This is a genomic window from Psychrobacter sp. T6-5 (assembly GCF_052258485.2).
GTDB lineage: Bacteria > Pseudomonadota > Gammaproteobacteria > Pseudomonadales > Moraxellaceae > Psychrobacter.
The window spans coordinates 512,608-528,187 of record NZ_JBQQEY020000001.1 but is presented as its reverse complement, the minus strand read 5'-3'; the positions used below and the strand labels follow the sequence as shown (position 1 = coordinate 528,187).

Sequence of the window (15,580 nt, the reverse complement as noted above, 5' to 3'; positions counted from 1 at the left end):
GGTGTTTGGCTTTTTATTGCTGTCCACTATTTGAGTATCACTCATCAATATTTACAGTAAAAATCCTTTATATAAACAATCATAATGAGAGGTCACCGCATGAACCCTGAGTTTTGGCACAAACGCTGGCAAGAAAAACGTACCGGTTTCAATCAGTCAGCTGTTAATCCATTATTAACTGAGTATATTGATCACTTAGATTTAGCAGCAGGTAGCCGCATCTTTGTTCCTCTTTGCGGTAAGTCTATTGATATGGTTTGGCTAGCGGCACAAGGGTATGATGTAGTGGGCGTTGAATTAGTCGAAACAGCGGTGCAAGAATTTTTCGCTGAACAAAATATCCAGCCTACTATATCCCAACATAAAGAAAACCCAGATATTAAATGCTACCAAGGTCAATTGAAAAACGAAGTTTTAGGGCAACCTTCAGCGCAAACCATTACACTCTGGGTCGCGGATATCTTTGCACTGACCGCTACTGATATCGGCACCATCGATGCGGTATACGACAAAGCGGCTTTGATTGCTCTGCCAGCTGATATGCGTCCCGACTATAGCGAACAGATACGTAAAGTTAGCGACAATGCGCCACAATTGCTAATAACGCTTGATTATGATCAAAGCAAAAAAGAGGGGCCGCCGTTCTCTATCAATGGCGAACAGCTACAGCAATATTATGGCAGTCACTATCAGCTCTGTGAGCTAGCAAGTGAACCCGCCTCTATAGGATCTGCACCTGATCTAAAAGTCACAGAGCATATTTGGCTTTTGAAGTGAGTAGTCAATCGATCAATTTGTGCAGCGATGAGTTAGTACTCAATCACAAGGAAAAAGTGAAATGAAAATACTCGTTGGTCTGATAAGTTTGATCGCTGTCTTACTGGTCGCGCTCGCAGGGCCACTTTATAAATTTAGCATAATTGAGTTAGCGACTGCATTTACAGGGTTTAAATTTGGGGTATTTGCTGGTATAGCGGCATTAATACTACTAGCCATACAGCTATTGTTTAAACGAAACACGGCGAGTATTGGTAGCGCGTTAATCTCGGCAGTGCTTGCTATCACTGCCATTGCCATACCGCTTAGCATGATGAATACCGCCAAAAACGTACCTCCCATCCATGATATCTCGACCGACTTGGTGAACCCACCTGCATTTGTCGCCATTGCCCCATTGCGTGCTGATGCACCTAATCCCGTCGCCTATGATGGCATTGAGACAGCAGAGCAACAACGCACTGCCTATCCTGACCTACAGACATTACGCTATGACCAGACGCAACCTGAACTGATTGCGGCAACCAAACAAGCCATTGAGAACTTGGGCTGGGAGCTGGTCAATATTGATGCAGACAAAGGCATTGTAGAAGCGACGGACACCACTGCTTGGTTCGGTTTTAAAGACGATGTCGTCGTACGTGTCACGGATAACGAGAATGAACGTTTAGTCGATATACGTAGTAAGTCACGGATTGGTGGTAGCGATCTGGGTAAAAACGCAGCGCGGGTTCATAAGTTGATTGATGAACTAGATAGCATATTGGCTAAATAGTTCGTTTTGAAAATTTTTATAATTTATCTAGTCAATTTTTTGACAATATATTCTAGCTCATGCTTTTGATTTAGATCAGGGTAACTATTTAGAATTAATTCTAGAGTTTCTGGATTTTGAATGCCAATTGGTGGAATACTTGACTGAGTCGGATCAAAGACGAAACTAATCGTGTCAATTAAGCTTTTTCGCCAATTACAGATTTGACGGTTATTCAATTTGAGTATTTCGATAGATTCAACGCCTCTCTCACTATCAGAATCCAACTCTCCAGCTAAATTCAAATTAATCTCACTTTCACATTCATCCATAAGCGGCGTTAAAGGTAGTTCTTGACTACCTTTAGCATTGTCACATTGCTTAGGCGTTCTACAGCTTAATAATAAATTGTCATAGTCAAAACACTTATGTGGATAGTCATTACGACTTTGTAAATGTTCGATAGTAGTGCTCTCTTTGCCAAGGCTTTTACAGCAATAGCAGCAGACTCCATGCTGTTCATCATACAGCTGCTGACGCAGAGGGGCTTTGATATCCTCTGGAATATTGCCCCAATTCTCAGTTTTATATTTTCTGAAACCCTTTGCTGTCTCAAGAGGTATTGAACCTAACTTATCAATCTTCTGCATGATTAGACTCATCTTTATGGTTATTTGCCAATTTAGATTGAGCCAAGAGCAAGCGACATTTCAATAGTTCTAAATGGTCAGATGGCAGTTTTTCAGCTAGCTCTGTTATACAATTCTCTGCTGTCATGTAATCATGTTTACTAATAGCACGGCGAATCACGTTAAATTGTTCCTCTACCTTACTATCACGAATATCTACATCGAATATTTTGGTGAGTACTGTATTGGCATCTTCGCCATATACGTTAGGCATTTCTGTCAATTCACCATCATCCAGTGAGTATAATAAAATATCGTTACGGTCACTGATAACATGCGGCGAATGAGTGGTTAAAATAAATTGAACGTTTGGAAAAGTAGCGACTAGCTTGTCAATCAAGTCATGCTGCCACTTTGGATGAAGATGCAAATCGACTTCGTCGATCATTACCACGCCTTCACCTTCTAACGGATTGGTAAGGCTTGGATTAAGCAATGCTAAACGGCGAGCAATATCTCCAACTAAGGCTAATAAGGATTTTTCGCCTTGTGATAGTTGGTTAAGACTAAAAACTTTATTATCCTTCAGTACGTTCATTGTTGGTGGTTCAGTAGCCCTATCAATCCAGACATCGTTGAAATTATTAAGGAAGATGCTGATGGCGTGTATAGTAGACCTAAGCTGAGTATCTTTTTTTTCATTGATTGAATTATCTTTTGATATTAAACCTAAGACTTTACTAACAAGTACTTCCTTACTTTGGGACTGCTCTTCGTATTTGATATTTTGAATTAAAATATCAAAAGCTTTTCTTACTTCAGCATTCTCAATATCTTCTCGGTATCTGAACCATGAAAAAAAATCATCAAAGTCAATACTAGCATTTAATGAGTTTTTGTAGGCGCTTAACTGGCTGTACTGTGTTGTATGATTAAAATCAAGATTTTTACCCATTACTACTCTTTCAGTGGGGTAAAATACAATCAAAGGTAATTTATATTTTAGACCTTTCTGATCCAAATGATTATAGCTATCTATCACTAGATCGAGTTCACTCATATCAATGCCAAACGGTTTTAAATTACCGTTTTCATTATGCTCACTATCTACTGAGTATAATGTAGACCAAGATATCTCATTTTCAGAATTAATTGACTCTAAATTTTGAAACCCATTATCAACTACTGTTTTGAGTGTAATAACTTGATCTTCTCTAAAGAAACGAATAGGTATAGTTGTAGTTCTACTCATGGATCTCATAGACCAATCTTGTTTTCTATCTCTGTAACTTTCAATAAATAAGCCGAAACTCGTCGCTAAAGCTTGCAAAATTTGCGATTTGCCCGCGCCATTATTACCCACAATTACAGTGACATTACTTGTCTTCTCAGCCGTTGGAGCAAAGTCGATGTTTAGGTCTTCAAATCGACCGTAGTTTTGTAGATGTAAGCGTTTAACTTTCATTATTTACCTTATTTTTATAGGTAGTAAATATTTAAGGATTTTATCAATTTCTGTAGCAGTTTTAATAGCCAGTATAACAACTTAAAACATAGATAAGGGATGCTATTGCTTTGAGAACAAATTACCACTCATCTCAAACCCTCTCCCAACCTCACGCCATCGTCAATTTATCGTAACCATTCATAATCTTAGTACTTCGACAGCTTTTCTTTACTGTTTAGATTGGTTACTCTACGTTAATATCGTTTTTTGCCCTTTGCTTTTTCTCTCAATAATCACTTTGACGTTTATAGGATATTTTCATGCGTTCGACTCCCCTCTCTACCTTGTCGCTGCTTAGTGTTGCGGTCGGCATTAGTCTCGCTAGCACCGCTCAAGCCGCGCAGCCACCAGCACCGGATCTATCCAATAGCGAATTTCAGCAATGTTTGGATGGTCTACAAAACTCGAGTAAATTTAGCGGTGTCAATAGCTACACCTTCAACAACTATCGTCCAAGCCAGCCTGACCCTAGTGTCATTCAATCACTGAACTATCAGCCAGAGTTTCAAAAAGATGTCTGGGATTATCTATCCGCGCTAGTAGACAAAGAGCGTGTCGAAGATGGTATCCGTGCCAAGCGCCAGTGGCGTGACACGCTGCGCCAAATCGAATCGCGCTATGGCGTAAAAGCGGAGCATGTGCTTGGCGTGTGGGGCGTAGAGTCTAACTTTGGTCAGACGTTAGGTAAAAAACCGTTGTTTGAGTCTTTGGCAACGTTGTCTTGTTTTGATCGTCGTCAAAGCTATTTCCAAGGTGAGTATGCCAATGCGCTAAAAATTGTACAAAACGGCGATATCGCACCTAATGACATGACAGGATCATGGGCGGGTGCGTTTGGACAAACACAGTTTATGCCCAGTACGTTTTTAGAGTTGGCAGTGGATGGTGATGGTGATGGTCGTCGTGACCTCGTTAATAGCGTGCCTGATGCGCTCGCCTCTACTGCAAATTTCTTGGACAAACGTGGTTATCGTACGGGCGAGCCTTGGGGTTACGAGGTCAAACTACCTGATGGATTTTGGGCGGCTTCTAACCGCAAAGACAAAAAGTCTATCAGCCACTGGCGCAATCAAGGTCTAACGCTGGCTAACGGCAGTCCGCTGCCTTACGACTTGAGTAATGCGGGTTTATTGCTACCTGCTGGTGTCGATGGTCCTGCATTTTTGGTCGGTAAAAACTTTGATACGTTCTACTCGTATAATGCGTCAGAAAACTATGCCTTGGCTATCGCCCATTTATCAGATTTGATCACTCGTGAAGACAGTAGCAAAACGGACTTTATCACCGCTTGGCCAACAGACGATCCTGGTATCAGTCGCCAACAAGCAAAAGATATTCAGCAAGCTTTGCTAAATGCAGGCTATGATATTGGCGGTGTTGATGGCATCATTGGGGACAATACCCGTACCGCTATCCAGCAATACCAATCTAGTCGTGGCATTTTCCCAGCAGATGGACGTGCAGGTCAGAAGTTCTATCGTGCTATCGTTGGTAATGCAGCACCAAGTCAAGTCCAGTACGGTCAGCCAGCAAATAGCCGACCTTTGAACCCTGCGCCTGCCGATCGCATGGGACAACTGATTCAGCAGCAGACCACCACGCCTAATAGCTATTCTTCTCAACTATCGATAAGCCCTTCAACTTCTACCAATACGCGTTATCGCCGTGTTGCTAGTGCTGATGGTACGATCAAGTTAGTTCGCATTGACGAAGGGTCTTAATATAGTCTTATCGTAAATCATTAAAAAAGCCACGCTATGATTAGCGTGGCTTTTTCGGGTTTGATGCCTAGTGAAGACCTTCACCTATTACATCGATATTTAAAGAAAGATTTAGACAATGGGTGGCGGATTTGGCTTACCGTTGTCACCGTCCCAGTTTTCACGAGCGTTATCATCTAGATCAGCAGCCGTTTTTGGCTCCCACTTGCCATTTTCTTTCCAAGTCGCATCACCCCAGTCTTCATCTTCTGCTTTTCTATCCAAATCCTTGTAAGCTTGGCTTGGATCAATGCCGCGGCGTTTCATATCTGCCACTTGTTCTTCTAGTGTATGAAATTGATCAGCGTCATGCATGCTTTTCTCTAGACCATCAAGCTCTCTTAATAACTCATCATTTTTAGCGTTACTCATTGTGTGCTCTCCTTAATCGGTCAATATTGTAGTACGTTTTATGCATTTTTAATTTTAATACAATTTTTTGTCTAAATAAGATCAGTATCTGATGGTTCTTATTATCACGAGTCTTGAGCGGATTCACAACCATTGCCGCGTATGCTTTGTATTACAAAACGTAGTCATGGTCACCGTAAGCATTTTTGCAGAGAATTTTTGATGATATTAAAGGGTAGCAGTCATAAGGATTGACCTTATTCAGACGTTTGAGAACCTTCATTTTCTAATAGGTTTTTTGCATAAAAAGTGAGCTTCCAAAGCTCTTGTGACAAACGCGTACCGTAGGTCGTCAATTGTATCCAGTTTGCGCTTACCAGCTGACGCTGTAAGTGATTGAGATCATCTTGAGAGATTTGGCAGCGTGAGACAGCATGAACGTTTGGCATATCGTTTTTGATATCTATTTCAGCTTTTGGTGCGATTAGGCGATTAATAGCATTTTGTAGCCCATAGCTCGAAAATGTAGACGGTATTTTCACTAAAGCCGCTAATATTTCTTGCCAAGATAGCGTTATGCTTCTAGTGACATCTTTCAAGTTCCCACCTTCATAAGCTTGAGCACTGTACTGAATATCGAAAGTCTCTGTCAGTATGATCGGCTTGCTAACATTGTCAGCCCCAAAATCTTCATCAACAGAACTTTCTTTCTTGGTATTTATGTTTATATTCTTATTCTTAGATAAGAGATCCGCAAACCTTTCAGCGATGGTTTGATTACTAAACTTAATCATCTCCTCGGTCGCTCTCACCCAGCCACCTGTCACTTTATGACTGGCTACTGCGTTGTAGTAGGCTTGTACGAGTAACGCTTCGATATCGTCCTCTGTATCGTAATAATATATTTGATTGTCTTGCTTAGATACTAGTTTGACAAGCTCTTGTAATTGACGACTGATACCAGCCTCTTGATAGTGATTTTTGACTAAGATCAGTAGCGGCTTGAGTTTGGCTTTAGCATTCAGATAACTCAAATGCATTTGACTAACGCCTGTCTTTTGTACTGTTCCATAGCTGTCACCAATGATCATCAATGCATAATCACAAGAGTCAATGCATTGTCGACCATATAGCGAGGCTTTTGGCAGCTTACTGGACACGTCATAAGTCAAAAACGCCCGTGCCTGAAAAAATATCGCTACGCTGTCCAACACCAATAATTGATCGTTGTCAGCACATATAACATGAATATGATAGCGGCGATGTGGCACGATTACCTCTGAGCTTAGGTTGCGGCATAAAAGGGCATGAGATGAAATAGAGCACAAATATCTTGTTTGGCGTAGTCTTGATTAGTCTTACAAAAATGCATCTGATCTATTTTAATCAAATCCATGCTGTAGACAAGGTATTGGTGCAAATAACTTTATTAACAATTACTCAGGATAGTATTGCAATACTGTCTCTTTAACAAGTAAACGCTCAATCAAAGCGCTTAGTCTATCACTATATTTGGTAGCATGGAAAGTTAATGGCAGCCTGATATCAACATTTGTCTTATTAATCGCACTCAAGTCCTGAGTACTTGTCTCATTATCAAGAGTGGCTGACATCTGATTTGCGACCAATAGCTGCTTGACTCGCTCAGCGATTGCTTGCCCAGAGTCAACCACCTGTATCGATAACTGCTGCTGTGCAATTTCGTCTAATAAAAACGATTTAAAAAATGGATAATGTGTACAGCCGAGCACTAGCTGGTCAATACCTTCATTAGCAAATGCCTGTAGCTGTTGGCGTAGACGCTGAGCCGTCTCATCTTCAACTGGCATGCCAGCCTCTACCCAAGGCACCAGTTGTGGATCAAAATACTTGGTAACCACTGTGCTATTAGGATTGGCAAAACTGGCAATGACATCATTAAGTAATGACCCATTTAAAGTGGCTTTGGTAGCCAATACCGCCACATGTCCACTTTTACTTGCCAATACAGCAGGCTTTAAAGCAGGCACCAAACCCACGATAGGTAATTGCGGATAACATTTTCTTGCTGTATCCAAAGCATAAGCTGATGCGCTATTACAAGCGATAACAATGAGTTTGCAGCCCTGTTGGTATAACCATTCTATTGCTTTTAAAGTAAGCGCTTCGATATCTTCACTTTCACGATTGCCATAAGGAACATTTAAGGTATCAGCGTAATATATATAGCGTTCATTAGGTAGTTGCTGGGCTAAATGCAAATAGATCGATAAGCCGCCAACGCCGGAGTCAAACAACCCAATGGGAGCACTGCGAGCGGTATTACTCGCGGCCGTATCGATAGCCATCGAATGGATACTTGCTTTATGAATGGCAGGATTTTTGAAAGCGCTACCATCCAAAATATTTGCTCGCATTGTCGTCACTTTCATCATGTGATTTGCAGTAATAGCCATCTCTACGCTACCGCCATTTTTGTATACATATTATCTTCACGCCGCTTATGTCTCTCGTTATCCCGTTAAATCTCTTGTAGCTTATCCATATCGTGGTATCGGTTAGTAACCCAGCAGCTCACATTATAACAATCAATAGCGTACTATTTATTGTTACTTAATTGACTGGCATCGATAATGAATAGGACTCACTGCCGCTTTGTAACGTTAGTATTGTCTCACCATTATGCTCTGTTAGCTCACCAATCTCTGTCAGATGATAAAAGGTATTGCGCCCAATCAGCGCCATCAAGCCATTTCTGACAAGCATATAAGGGCGTACTTGTATTTGAGTTGCTGAGTCTAGAGTATGCTCAGTACTGACAGCGTCATTTACCGTATCATTACTTTGAGGATTATACGCTTTTAATATAATAGGATGCTCATTATCCAAGCGTACCACATCACCGGTCGTCGTCGTGAACTCCAACCAGCTCATGTCATCTTCCTGCACGATACCAACATCGTTAATCAACAGTGGTGCATCTTCTACTTGAATACGGATTTTTTGTACTGGGGTTTTCAAAAAGTATTCGATAACGCCATTATTTTCTTCTTTCCACAAAATAGTCGCAAATAAACTGACAAGTGACTCTCTGGTCATTTGCCCACCCTCATGCCACCACTCCCCATTTGCTTTGATAATTAAGTCCATATCAGCGATATCTTCAGGATGCCATTTTTCGAGTGGCGGTATTGCGCGGCCTTCACGTGCCCCAGCTGTAGACTTAAGATAGTGACTTAGTGCATCCATATTATTCAAACCAGAGCCCTTGCCAACTGGAGCTTCTACGTTATTTTCACGACTGCTATCAGCATGATTATTGTCATTATTCATCGCTCAATCCTTTATTTAGTATTCAAAGTTTGGCAAATCTATTATTACTATAAATTTTTGTTTCAGGTATGATGAAACTTTATCGCCCAAATACCTTCATTGCCTTGATATAACCTTAACACCGTTGCTCATAAATGCGTATCGTGTTTGTAGGACTTTTCTTTTATAATGAGTAACGATTTTTTATTGAAATGGTCAAGTGGGTTTTGTATTGATGACACATTTTTATCGGGCAGCCATATGTCTGAGTGACGTTAGCACCGCAAGTCTATTATTCAGTTGTTAAGCTAATGATGCCCTGAGATAAGCCACTAAAAGTTTAGGAGTAGGTATGCAAGAGCAAGACAATCAAACGCCAGTTATTGATAGTAATACTGTGAACGCTGACGCACCAGTAGCAACAGAGACCGCAACGCTAGATAAAGCAGAACCAGTGGTAGAGCCTGTGGCAGCAGAACCTGAGATCGAACGTGAATCAATGGAATTTGATGTAATTATTGTGGGCGGCGGACCTGCAGGTCTCTCTGCTGCTATTCGCCTGCGCCAGCTCGCTATTGAAGCCGGTAACGATGAATTTATGGTGTGTGTGGTCGAAAAAGGCTCTGAGTTTGGTGCCCATACGTTGTCTGGCGCTGTCATTGAACCCCGTGCGCTCAATGAGCTGATTCCCGACTGGAAAGAGAAAGGCGCGCCGCTAAACGTACCAGCGACAGAAGATCGTTTTTACTATTTAAACTCTGCTACTCGCTCAACCAAAGTACCTCATTCGTTGATTCCGGGGCCTATGCATAATGATGGCAACTATATTGTCTCATTGGGTAATGTCGTTCGTTGGTTAGCTGTGCAGGCAGAAGAGCTTGAAGTCATGATGTTCCCAGGTTTCCCTGCCGATGACATCTTATATAACGATGACGGTTCGGTCAGAGGTGTGTTAACGGGTGATATGGGCGTGGCCGCTAATGGCGAAGCGAAGCCTAGCTTTGAGCCTGGTTATGAGCTGCTTGCTAAATACACTATTTTTGCCGAAGGTAGCCGTGGTCATTTGGGTAAACGCTTAATCAGCCGTTTTGATCTAGATAAAGAATCTGATCCTCAGCATTATGGTATCGGTCTAAAAGAGCTATGGGAAGTTGCCCCTGATAAGCATGAGCAAGGCGTTGTCATGCACGGTCTTGGCTGGCCGTTGACTGAAACTGGCTCGACTGGTGGCTGGTGGTTGTACTTTGATGAAAACAACCAAGTAAGCTTTGGTCTTGTGGCCGATTTATCTTACCACAACCCTTATGTCTCTCCATTTGATGAAATGCAGCGCTTAAAAACGCATCCTGTCATCAAGAGTGTCCTAGAAGGCGGTAAGCGTATTTCTTATGGCGCACGTGCTTTGACAAAAGGTGGTCTAAACTCACTACCGAAGTTTACCTTCCCAGGTGGCGTATTGGTCGGTGATGATGCTGGATTTTTGAACCCAGCAAAAATCAAAGGCACACACACCTCGATGAAGTCAGGTATGCTCGCCGCCGAAGCGATCTTTGAGGCACTACAAGCTGAGCGTCAGCATGACGAAGTCGTTGCTTATACCACTATGTACAAAGAATCATGGTTGTATCAAGATAACTACGAGTCGCGCAACTTCTCACCTGCAATCCATCGTATGGGTCTGTTCATGGGCGGTGCTTTCACCTTTATCGAGCACAACTTGCTAAAAGGTAAAATGCCATTTACCTTGCATGACAATATCCCAGATTATGATCAGTTAGAGCGTGCCAACCATGCTTATCAACCAACCTATCTCAAGCCTGATGGTAAGTTGGTATTTGATAAATTGTCGTCGGTATTTATCTCTAATACCAACCATGCAGAAGATCAACCAACGCATCTAAAACTCACTGACCCTACGGTGCCTATCTCTATCAACTTACCTTTGTATGCTGAGCCTGCACGTTTATACTGCCCAGCAGGTGTATACGAAGTGGTTAAAGATGCTGAAGGCGCTAAGTTTGTTATCAATGCTCAGAATTGTGTACATTGTAAGACCTGTGATATCAAAGATCCTTCGCAGAATATCACTTGGGTAACGCCAGAAGGTGGCGGTGGTCCTAACTATCCAAATATGTAAATCAGGATAACTCTGGTTTAGCATAATATATGTATCGTTATTAAAAATCATACCTCCATAAAAACGCCCTTTTTTCTTAGAGAAGGGCGTTTTTTGTGCCTATCACAAGCAATCTTGCTTCATCAGTACCGCTTAATCTGTCCAAGCATCACGATTGCCATCAGACCCATCGACAAGTTTGCAAAGTTCCAAATAATGACGAAACTAAATAAATCATGTGCACAATATAGATATCAAGCGGTGTGCGACCATCACATTTGATTATTGATTCTCTATATCTATTTTTGAAATAAATAATCTTTGCAATTTGCTTTTTATAGAATATATTAAGTAATAATTCATCAGCATAAACTGGATATTTGTCGTATAATTTTAGCATTGCTCATATTCAGCGCTATATTTACCAAACCGATTTTTAGTAGATATACTTCAGTCTATGCTTTGTTGGTTGTAACTATCGCTGTTGAATCGTGCTAAGATGAAATTCGAATGATTCTATGCTGGCCTCATAGCTACTAATAAGGATGAATCGGCATAAATATTTGAAGCGTTAAAGTATTAAGACTCTTGTCAGGAAGACGAGATTGTGAAAAAGACACCGGATAGTCCTACCCTTCTGTCTTCCTCAATGAACCCTGTTTTGCTATTTGATAGTTTTTATTTAAGGGATCAATGTAATGTCCACAATGATATTTATTTTTGCTAAATAATTGCTGATAAATAGATATGCGTCTGCGCATCTTCATTGTCACTATATAAAGTAGTATCTGTCTATTTTTTATCATGATATTCATCGTAAAAAGTAGCCCAAGCTCTTCTTGTATGGTTGATATTTTTTAGGTAAGACAAAAGGAGTTGTCCTATGAAAGCTCATAACGATCCATCTGGATATTGGCGCGCCAATATTCGTCTGATTACAGGTAGTCTAATTATTTGGGCGCTATGCTCATATGGCTTTGCTATCTTGTTACGTCCATTATTAGCGGGCATCAAAATCGGTGGTACTGATTTAGGATTTTGGTTTGCGCAACAAGGCTCTATCGTAGTCTTTATTATTCTAATTTTCTTTTACGCTTGGCGTATGAATAAACTAGATAAACAATATGGCGTAGACGAGGAATAGATCATGAGTCAATTTGCGATTAATATTATTTTTGTAGGTCTATCTTTCGCGCTTTATTTCGGGATTGCGATTTGGGCACGTGCTGGTTCAACCAGCGAATTTTATGTTGCGGGCGGCGGGGTGCATCCGGTCGTCAATGGTATGGCAACCGCTGCTGACTGGATGAGTGCCGCGTCATTCATCTCAATGGCAGGTCTTATTGCTGCTAGTGGTTATGGCGCCTCCACCTACCTTATGGGCTGGACAGGCGGTTACGTTCTACTTGCTATGCTTTTAGCACCTTACCTACGTAAATTTGGTAAGTTCACGGTTCCTGATTTTATCGGTGACCGTTTTTATTCCAAAACAGCAGCCATGATTGCTGTGGTTTGTTTGATTATCGCCTCAACTACCTATGTTATCGGCCAGATGACTGGTGCTGGCGTTGCATTCTCACGCTTCTTAGAAGTTGAAAACACAACGGGTCTGCTCATTGCGGCTGTCGTTGTATTCTTCTATGCGGTGTTAGGCGGTATGAAAGGGATCACTTATACGCAGGTTGCGCAATATGTCGTATTGATGGTCGCATATACCATTCCTGCTGTGTTTATCTCACTTGAATTAACGGGTAACCCAATTCCTGGTCTTGGTCTATTCTCAAACCATATCGAATCTGGCGTTCCTATTTTAACTAAGCTTAACCAAGTCGTGACTGACTTAGGATTTGCCTCTTATACGGCGGATGTGCCTAACAAGCTAAACATGGTGTTATTTACGCTATCACTGATGATTGGTACAGCTGGCCTACCACACGTTATCATTCGCTTTTTCACCGTTCCTAAAGTGGCCGATGCACGTTGGACAGCGGGTTGGACACTAGTATTCATCTCGCTATTGTACTTTACTGCGCCAGCGGTAGGTGCGATGGCTCGTCTCAACCTCATTGATACGGTCTATCCACAAGGGGTTGCAGAAGCGCCTTTAGAGTATGATCAACGTCCAGACTGGATGGCAACATGGGAAGACACAGGACTTATCAAGTATAACGATCTAAACAATGATGGTCGTATCCAGCTGTATAACGACAGTGGACTTGGTGCCGCTCAAGTAGCGCTTAACACCGCTGAAGCGGATGGTGGCGATGTTGCTGCAGCTACCGCAGCGGTAGAGGCGGCGCGTGCTGCACATGATGCAGAACTGGATGGTCGTTTTGCTAATGCTGGATGGGCAGGTAACGAGCTGGATGTGAACAATGACATCTTAGTACTCGCTAACCCAGAAATCGCTAATCTTCCATCATGGGTTATTGGTCTTATCGCTGCAGGTGGTTTGGCAGCAGCGCTCTCAACAGCAGCAGGTCTACTACTTGCGATTTCCTCAGCGATTAGCCATGACTTGATCAAACGTAACCTAAACCCAAACATCACTGATAAACAAGAGCTAAAATATGCTCGTATTACGATGGGTGTTGCAATCGTAGTAGCGACTTATCTGGGTATTAATCCACCAGGATTTGCCGCACAGGTGGTTGCATTGGCCTTCGGTATTGCAGGCGCCTCATTGTTCCCTGCCCTAATGATGGGGATTTTCTCTAAGCGTATTAACAACCTAGGCGCTATCGCTGGGATGTTAACAGGCTTGATTACTATCCTAGTTTATATCTTTGTCTTCAAAGGTTGGTTCTTTATCAGTGGTACTGCTAATTTCCCTGATACTGAAGAGTACTGGTTATTTGGTATCTCACCGCTATCTTTTGGTGCGGTTGGCGCCTTACTTAACTTCATCGTGGCATTCGCGGTATCTTATGCGACTGCTCCACCACCAGCACATATTCAAGAGCTGGTTGAGAGCGTACGTTCTCCACGTGGTGCAGGCGGTGCAATCGACCACTAAGCTCACAGTTGAGGATATATCTTCTGTTACTATATATCACTCACAGGCAGCAGCTGCTTGTGAGTGATTTTTTATTTTATACTTATAATAAAACCTAATTAATTCAGCTTGATTGAATACACATACCCCATTAAGGAATATTTTATGCTTTTTGAGTTTATCGCCACGATGGCTGCCGCGTTTGGGATGGCTGGACTAGCACTGATCATAACTCACTTCAGCAAATTGGCAGGCAAACGTACCCCTAAATGGCTAATCCCATTGTTTGCAGCAATTGGTATTTTTGCCTTTCAGATAAACCAAGAATATAGCTGGTATGGTCAACAAGTGCGAGAGCTGCCAGAAGGCGTAGAAGTTGTCAAAGTAGCAAAAAGTACGCAATGGTTCCGCCCATGGTCTTATATCAAGCCACAAATATTACGTTTTATCGCGGCAGATATCGGTAATGCTAGCGTACAAGTAGACAATCCAGATGTGCATTTGGTCAATTTATACTTATTTGAAAGACGAAGAAGTGTCGAAAAAGTTGCACAGGTGATCGATTGCAATGCGCCTGCACGTGCAGATTACGTCATACCAGAAAAAGGTAGTAAGCTCACGATTGATGAGCATGTCAAGCAAACCACCGCATGGTATAAGCTAGCAATAGATGACCCACTGTTTATCAGCATCTGTACTGACCAAAATACCTGATACGACAACAATCATAGATATAGTGACTGTATAAAAGGCTGTTGTATAAAAATTGCCAAAAGACGAACTATTAAATCAATAACGTTGAGCCGTGGCTGAATAAGTATGTTTTGAATTGGCTCCTAGCAATAGCCCAGCACACAAACCACCAAAATGTGCTGCAAACGAGATTCCTTGTTGCGGCATCAGTCCTTGCTTAATGGTTAGCCAATAGCCAGTGCCCATGACAATACAAGCAATCAGATAACCCCAACGCCGAGCAAAAATAGCGCCACCTATCATATAACCAAACATCGCAAAACACAGTCCTGACGCACCAATATGAATAGAAGATGGCGACCCAATCACCCAAGTAACCAATCCTGAAGCGATGACCAACTTGATAATCGTGCGATAGGCATTTTTTTCAAATAATCCGAACAAAAACAAAATTTGTAATAGCGTCACCGTGTTGCCAATTAGATGTGACAAATTGCCATGCATCGTCCATGAGGCGAATACTCCGATCATACTGCCCACATCTAATGCGCGCGGTACAATCCCAAAGATATTCCACAGTCCAAATAGCGCCACTTCATTTAAAAAAAACATACCCCACATCGGTATGAGTACAAAAGCGTATAAACCAACAACCTGCTTTATTCGCACCACAATCAAGTTGAGCAATTGCTGCCAATTCATATACC

At 41.9% G+C, this 15,580-nt stretch carries 14 protein-coding genes; 7 read left to right on the top strand and 7 right to left on the bottom strand.

Annotated elements, in window-relative coordinates:
- Positions 1-99 precede the first annotated feature (99 nt).
- Both tmpT and ACTXGK_RS16895 read left to right on the top strand, forming a co-directional pair.
- Positions 100-777 carry a thiopurine S-methyltransferase gene (gene tmpT, locus ACTXGK_RS16900; protein WP_443517710.1) on the top strand — a complete coding sequence of 226 codons (678 nt, stop codon included), beginning with the start codon at positions 100-102 and terminating at the stop codon, positions 775-777.
- A 61-nt stretch (positions 778-838) separates the two neighbouring features.
- The gene (locus ACTXGK_RS16895; protein WP_443517711.1) at positions 839-1,552 is read left to right on the top strand and encodes a DUF1499 domain-containing protein; all 714 of its coding nucleotides are present in this window, start codon (positions 839-841) and stop codon (positions 1,550-1,552) included.
- A 23-nt stretch (positions 1,553-1,575) separates the two neighbouring features.
- On the opposite strand, the gene ACTXGK_RS16890 is transcribed toward ACTXGK_RS16895, so the two are convergent.
- Positions 1,576-2,181 (bottom strand): retron system putative HNH endonuclease, encoded by a 606-nt coding sequence (locus tag ACTXGK_RS16890; RefSeq protein WP_443517712.1) that lies wholly within the window; start codon positions 2,179-2,181, stop codon positions 1,576-1,578.
- Complete coding sequence (locus ACTXGK_RS16885; protein ID WP_443517713.1) at positions 2,168-3,625, bottom strand: AAA family ATPase; 1,458 nt, start codon at positions 3,623-3,625, stop codon at positions 2,168-2,170. The genes ACTXGK_RS16890 and ACTXGK_RS16885 overlap by 14 nt, the downstream gene beginning before the upstream one ends.
- 302 nt (positions 3,626-3,927) lie before the next feature.
- Here ACTXGK_RS16885 and ACTXGK_RS16880 point away from each other — a divergent pair, with 302 nt between their 5' ends.
- Positions 3,928-5,388, top strand: a complete 1,461-nt coding sequence (locus ACTXGK_RS16880) for a lytic murein transglycosylase (protein ID WP_443517714.1) — start codon at positions 3,928-3,930, stop codon at positions 5,386-5,388.
- Between the two features lie 111 nt (positions 5,389-5,499).
- Here the strand turns inward: ACTXGK_RS16880 and ACTXGK_RS16875 are convergent, their stop codons facing one another.
- The 4 genes from ACTXGK_RS16875 to ACTXGK_RS16860 form a co-directional block, all read right to left on the bottom strand.
- Positions 5,500-5,799 carry a hypothetical protein gene (locus ACTXGK_RS16875; RefSeq protein ID WP_114701879.1) on the bottom strand — a complete coding sequence of 100 codons (300 nt, stop codon included), beginning with the start codon at positions 5,797-5,799 and terminating at the stop codon, positions 5,500-5,502.
- A 236-nt stretch (positions 5,800-6,035) separates the two neighbouring features.
- Complete coding sequence (locus tag ACTXGK_RS16870; RefSeq protein WP_443517715.1) at positions 6,036-7,049, bottom strand: DUF4062 domain-containing protein; 1,014 nt, start codon at positions 7,047-7,049, stop codon at positions 6,036-6,038.
- Between the two features lie 165 nt (positions 7,050-7,214).
- Positions 7,215-8,105, bottom strand: coding sequence for a glutamate racemase (murI, locus tag ACTXGK_RS16865; RefSeq protein ID WP_443517724.1), 891 nt, complete (start codon positions 8,103-8,105; stop codon positions 7,215-7,217).
- Between the two features lie 265 nt (positions 8,106-8,370).
- Positions 8,371-9,090 (bottom strand): DUF1285 domain-containing protein, encoded by a 720-nt coding sequence (locus ACTXGK_RS16860; protein WP_443517716.1) that lies wholly within the window; start codon positions 9,088-9,090, stop codon positions 8,371-8,373.
- Between the two features lie 478 nt (positions 9,091-9,568).
- Between ACTXGK_RS16860 and ACTXGK_RS16855 the strand changes: the two genes are divergently transcribed.
- The 4 genes from ACTXGK_RS16855 (at position 9,569) to ACTXGK_RS16840 (ending at position 14,894) form a co-directional block, all read left to right on the top strand.
- On the top strand, positions 9,569-11,206 hold the full coding sequence (locus ACTXGK_RS16855) for an electron transfer flavoprotein-ubiquinone oxidoreductase (protein WP_443517725.1): 1,638 nt from the start codon (positions 9,569-9,571) through the stop codon (positions 11,204-11,206).
- 862 nt (positions 11,207-12,068) lie between these two features.
- Positions 12,069-12,329 carry a DUF4212 domain-containing protein gene (locus tag ACTXGK_RS16850; RefSeq protein ID WP_058024780.1) on the top strand — a complete coding sequence of 87 codons (261 nt, stop codon included), beginning with the start codon at positions 12,069-12,071 and terminating at the stop codon, positions 12,327-12,329.
- Positions 12,330-12,332: 3 nt separating this feature from the next.
- Complete coding sequence (locus ACTXGK_RS16845) at positions 12,333-14,201, top strand: sodium:solute symporter family protein (RefSeq protein WP_443517717.1); 1,869 nt, start codon at positions 12,333-12,335, stop codon at positions 14,199-14,201.
- A gap of 144 nt (positions 14,202-14,345) precedes the next feature.
- A complete protein-coding gene (locus ACTXGK_RS16840; RefSeq protein WP_443517718.1) occupies positions 14,346-14,894 on the top strand; it encodes a hypothetical protein in 549 nt (182 codons plus the stop codon).
- A 75-nt stretch (positions 14,895-14,969) separates the two neighbouring features.
- On the opposite strand, the gene ACTXGK_RS16835 is transcribed toward ACTXGK_RS16840, so the two are convergent.
- Entirely contained in the window at positions 14,970-15,575 is a 606-nt protein-coding gene (locus ACTXGK_RS16835) for a rhomboid family intramembrane serine protease (protein WP_443517719.1), read from the bottom strand.
- Positions 15,576-15,580: the final 5 nt, after the last annotated feature.

Excerpts from the sequence above, each read along its gene's own strand:
- tmpT (WP_443517710.1), top strand. The coding sequence starts at position 100 with ATGAACCCTGAGTTTTGGCACAAACGCTGGCAAGAAAAACGTACCGGT.
- ACTXGK_RS16895 (WP_443517711.1), top strand. The coding sequence starts at position 839 with ATGAAAATACTCGTTGGTCTGATAAGTTTGATCGCTGTCTTACTGGTC.
- ACTXGK_RS16890 (WP_443517712.1), bottom strand. The coding sequence starts at position 2,181 with ATGCAGAAGATTGATAAGTTAGGTTCAATACCTCTTGAGACAGCAAAG.
- ACTXGK_RS16885 (WP_443517713.1), bottom strand. The coding sequence starts at position 3,625 with ATGAAAGTTAAACGCTTACATCTACAAAACTACGGTCGATTTGAAGAC.
- ACTXGK_RS16880 (WP_443517714.1), top strand. The coding sequence starts at position 3,928 with ATGCGTTCGACTCCCCTCTCTACCTTGTCGCTGCTTAGTGTTGCGGTC.
- ACTXGK_RS16875 (WP_114701879.1), bottom strand. The coding sequence starts at position 5,799 with ATGAGTAACGCTAAAAATGATGAGTTATTAAGAGAGCTTGATGGTCTA.
- murI (WP_443517724.1), bottom strand. The coding sequence starts at position 8,105 with ATGGCTATCGATACGGCCGCGAGTAATACCGCTCGCAGTGCTCCCATT.
- ACTXGK_RS16860 (WP_443517716.1), bottom strand. The coding sequence starts at position 9,090 with ATGAATAATGACAATAATCATGCTGATAGCAGTCGTGAAAATAACGTA.
- ACTXGK_RS16855 (WP_443517725.1), top strand. The coding sequence starts at position 9,569 with ATGGAATTTGATGTAATTATTGTGGGCGGCGGACCTGCAGGTCTCTCT.
- ACTXGK_RS16850 (WP_058024780.1), top strand. The coding sequence starts at position 12,069 with ATGAAAGCTCATAACGATCCATCTGGATATTGGCGCGCCAATATTCGT.
- ACTXGK_RS16845 (WP_443517717.1), top strand. The coding sequence starts at position 12,333 with ATGAGTCAATTTGCGATTAATATTATTTTTGTAGGTCTATCTTTCGCG.
- ACTXGK_RS16840 (WP_443517718.1), top strand. The coding sequence starts at position 14,346 with ATGCTTTTTGAGTTTATCGCCACGATGGCTGCCGCGTTTGGGATGGCT.
- ACTXGK_RS16835 (WP_443517719.1), bottom strand. The coding sequence starts at position 15,575 with ATGAATTGGCAGCAATTGCTCAACTTGATTGTGGTGCGAATAAAGCAG.